Annotated in this window: 2 protein-coding genes; both read right to left on the bottom strand. The window is 43.4% G+C overall.

What is annotated here, in order from left to right; genetic code table 11:
• Positions 1-18: 18 nt before the first annotated feature.
• Positions 19-378 carry an outer membrane protein assembly factor BamE gene (bamE, locus tag TW84_RS23215; protein ID WP_045977973.1) on the bottom strand — a complete coding sequence of 120 codons (360 nt, stop codon included), beginning with the start codon at positions 376-378 and terminating at the stop codon, positions 19-21.
• Between the two features lie 190 nt (positions 379-568).
• Positions 569-2,233, bottom strand: a complete 1,665-nt coding sequence (gene recN, locus TW84_RS23210; RefSeq protein ID WP_045977972.1) for a DNA repair protein RecN — start codon at positions 2,231-2,233, stop codon at positions 569-571.
• Positions 2,234-2,377: the final 144 nt, after the last annotated feature.

Genomic DNA, 2,377 nt, shown 5'->3' with positions numbered 1-2,377 from the left:
CTCTCCAGCTCTCCAGCTTTAGTCAATACTCTCAAAAAAGTCTTTGCTCGGCGGGAAATCTCCAGTGACGTCAACCAACTGCCCCTTATCATTGAAGTTGACGATCAGGTTCTTTTGAATGGAATCCTGATGACCTTCAGTGTGGTGATAAATGTAGTACCAAGTATCAGGGAAGCCGTTTTCAATCAGCATTGGGGAGCCCATCACAAACCGCACCTGTTCTTTGGTCATACCAAATTTAAGTTGATCGACGGCTTGTTGCTCAACATAGTTACCTTGGTTGATGTCGATTCGGTAAACGAGCTTTTCTAATAGTGAGCAGCCAGTCAACAGTGTCATAGAGAGTGGTACAGCGATTAGCCACTTTTTAAATTGCATACGAATAAGTTCTTGTAACAGATATTTCTTAAATTGGGCTGATAATAAACAAGCTGGCCGACAATGTAAAAAGCTCATCTTGTTTTGAACTGTTTCAGACCACGATTTTTGAGTTTAGTTGCAAAGTGAGACCAAATTTCCATAAGACTGGAACTCTTGCCTTCAGTGAGAATCACCTGTGGTGCTGTTATTAGGCTGCTATAAGTAACTCTTTTGCATTTGCTAGTGTTGATTCGGTAATTTCGCTTCCACCAAGCAAGCGTGCCAATTCTGAAACCCTTTGTTCATTGTTTAACGTATGCATTTGTGTTTCAGTTTTGCCTGCTTTGGTTTGTTTGGCTACAAAAAGTTGTTGGTGGCCACAGCCAGCTACTTGAGGCAAGTGAGTCACACACAGAACTTGCGTTGACTCGCCAAGCTTACGAAGCATTCTACCTACAACAGCAGCAGTGGGGCCGCTGATACCCACATCTACCTCATCAAAGATTAAACTAGGTGTGTCGACTTTTTGTGCTGTGATTACTTGAATGGCTAAAGAAATACGTGATAACTCACCCCCAGAGGCGACTTTGGCAATGGGCTGAATAGGTTGACCAGGGTTGGTTGACACCATAAAACAGACGTTATCCATGCCGAGGGGAGAAGGATGAGTACATTGCTTATCGACTTCAATACAGAATTGCGCTTTTTCCATGCTGAGCTCATGCATACTGGCGGTGATGAGTTTATTGAGCTCTTTAGCGTAGCGACATCGAGACTTGTGAAGTTTCTCTGCTGAGGTCAGGAAAACCTGATAGTTATTTTCAACAGCTTGCTCTAACTCTTCCAGCTTTTCATCGGAACAATCTAAAGCCTCAATTTGCGACGACAAATCTTGGTGATGCTGATATAGCTCATCGGGTAGAACATGATGTTTACGAGCCATCGACATGACTTTTGAGAAGCGTTCTTCAACAAATGCCATACGTGCAGGATCAACATCGATGTTATCAAGGTAACCACGTAGTTCGTTATTGGTCTCCTCAATTTGAATAATGGCTTCTGATAGCATGTTAGGCAACTCTGAGAGAGATTCATCCAATTCAGCGAGCTGGATCAGGGAGCTACTGGCTGATTGGAGAATACCAAGCGCATTAACTTCTTCACCTTCGTAAATAAGCTCGATGGCTTTTTGGCAGGTGGCGGCGAGCTCTCCGCTGTTAGACAATCTTTTGTGTTCCTGTTCGAGTTCTTCATATTCATCCTCGCCAAGAGAGAGCTCATTAAGCTCTTTGATTTGGTATTCAAGCAGCTGTTTTTGCGCAAGATTAGCCGCACTATTTTCTTTTAACTGCTTAAGGGTGTTATCGGCCTGACGCCAATTTTGATAGGCATTACGAGTGCCTTTTAAAAGGTTGCTGTGGCCTGCATATTGGTCCAGCATGGCCATTTGGTGATCACTCTTCATGAGTTGATGGTGAGCATGCTGACCATGTATGTTGATCAGTAATTGCCCAAACGTTTTTAGTTGTGAAAGTGGTACCGGGCTGCCATTAATGAAGGCTCTTGAGCGGCCTTCTTTATTGATGATGCGACGCAAGATACAGTCACTGCCTTCCAGCAGATCGTTATCTTCTAGCCAACGCGTTGCGTGAATGTTGTTTTCAAGGGAAAAAGCCGCACTGACTTCGGTTTTTTCTTCCCCTTGGCGTACCATGCTGGCTTCCGCCCGACCACCTAAGCAAAGACCTAAAGCGTCAATTGCAATAGATTTACCCGCACCAGTTTCTCCAGTGATGGTGGTCATGCCGTGAGATAGCTCCAGCTGTAGAGATTTAACAATAGCGAAATTATTAACACTTAGATGAGCCAGCATTTTGTGTACCTGTTTAAATGAACAATACTGTATAAGAAAACAGTATATACTGTTTCTTTATACAGTAAAGTCACAGGTGAAATTTTTTGTGAGAAGGATCTAAACCTTGCGTGATGAGACTGTCGTCATTCCATAGAGAGACGA

Source organism: Vibrio neptunius, assembly GCF_000967495.1.
Lineage (GTDB): Bacteria > Pseudomonadota > Gammaproteobacteria > Enterobacterales > Vibrionaceae > Vibrio > Vibrio neptunius.
The sequence above is the reverse complement of the archived record's forward strand: the minus strand, read 5'-3'. Positions and strand labels throughout refer to the sequence as shown.

What these genes read in the sequence shown, in the direction of transcription:
- bamE (WP_045977973.1), bottom strand. Translation starts at nt 378, where the DNA reads ATGCAATTTAAAAAGTGGCTAATCGCTGTACCACTCTCTATGACACTG.
- recN (WP_045977972.1), bottom strand. Translation starts at nt 2,233, where the DNA reads ATGCTGGCTCATCTAAGTGTTAATAATTTCGCTATTGTTAAATCTCTA.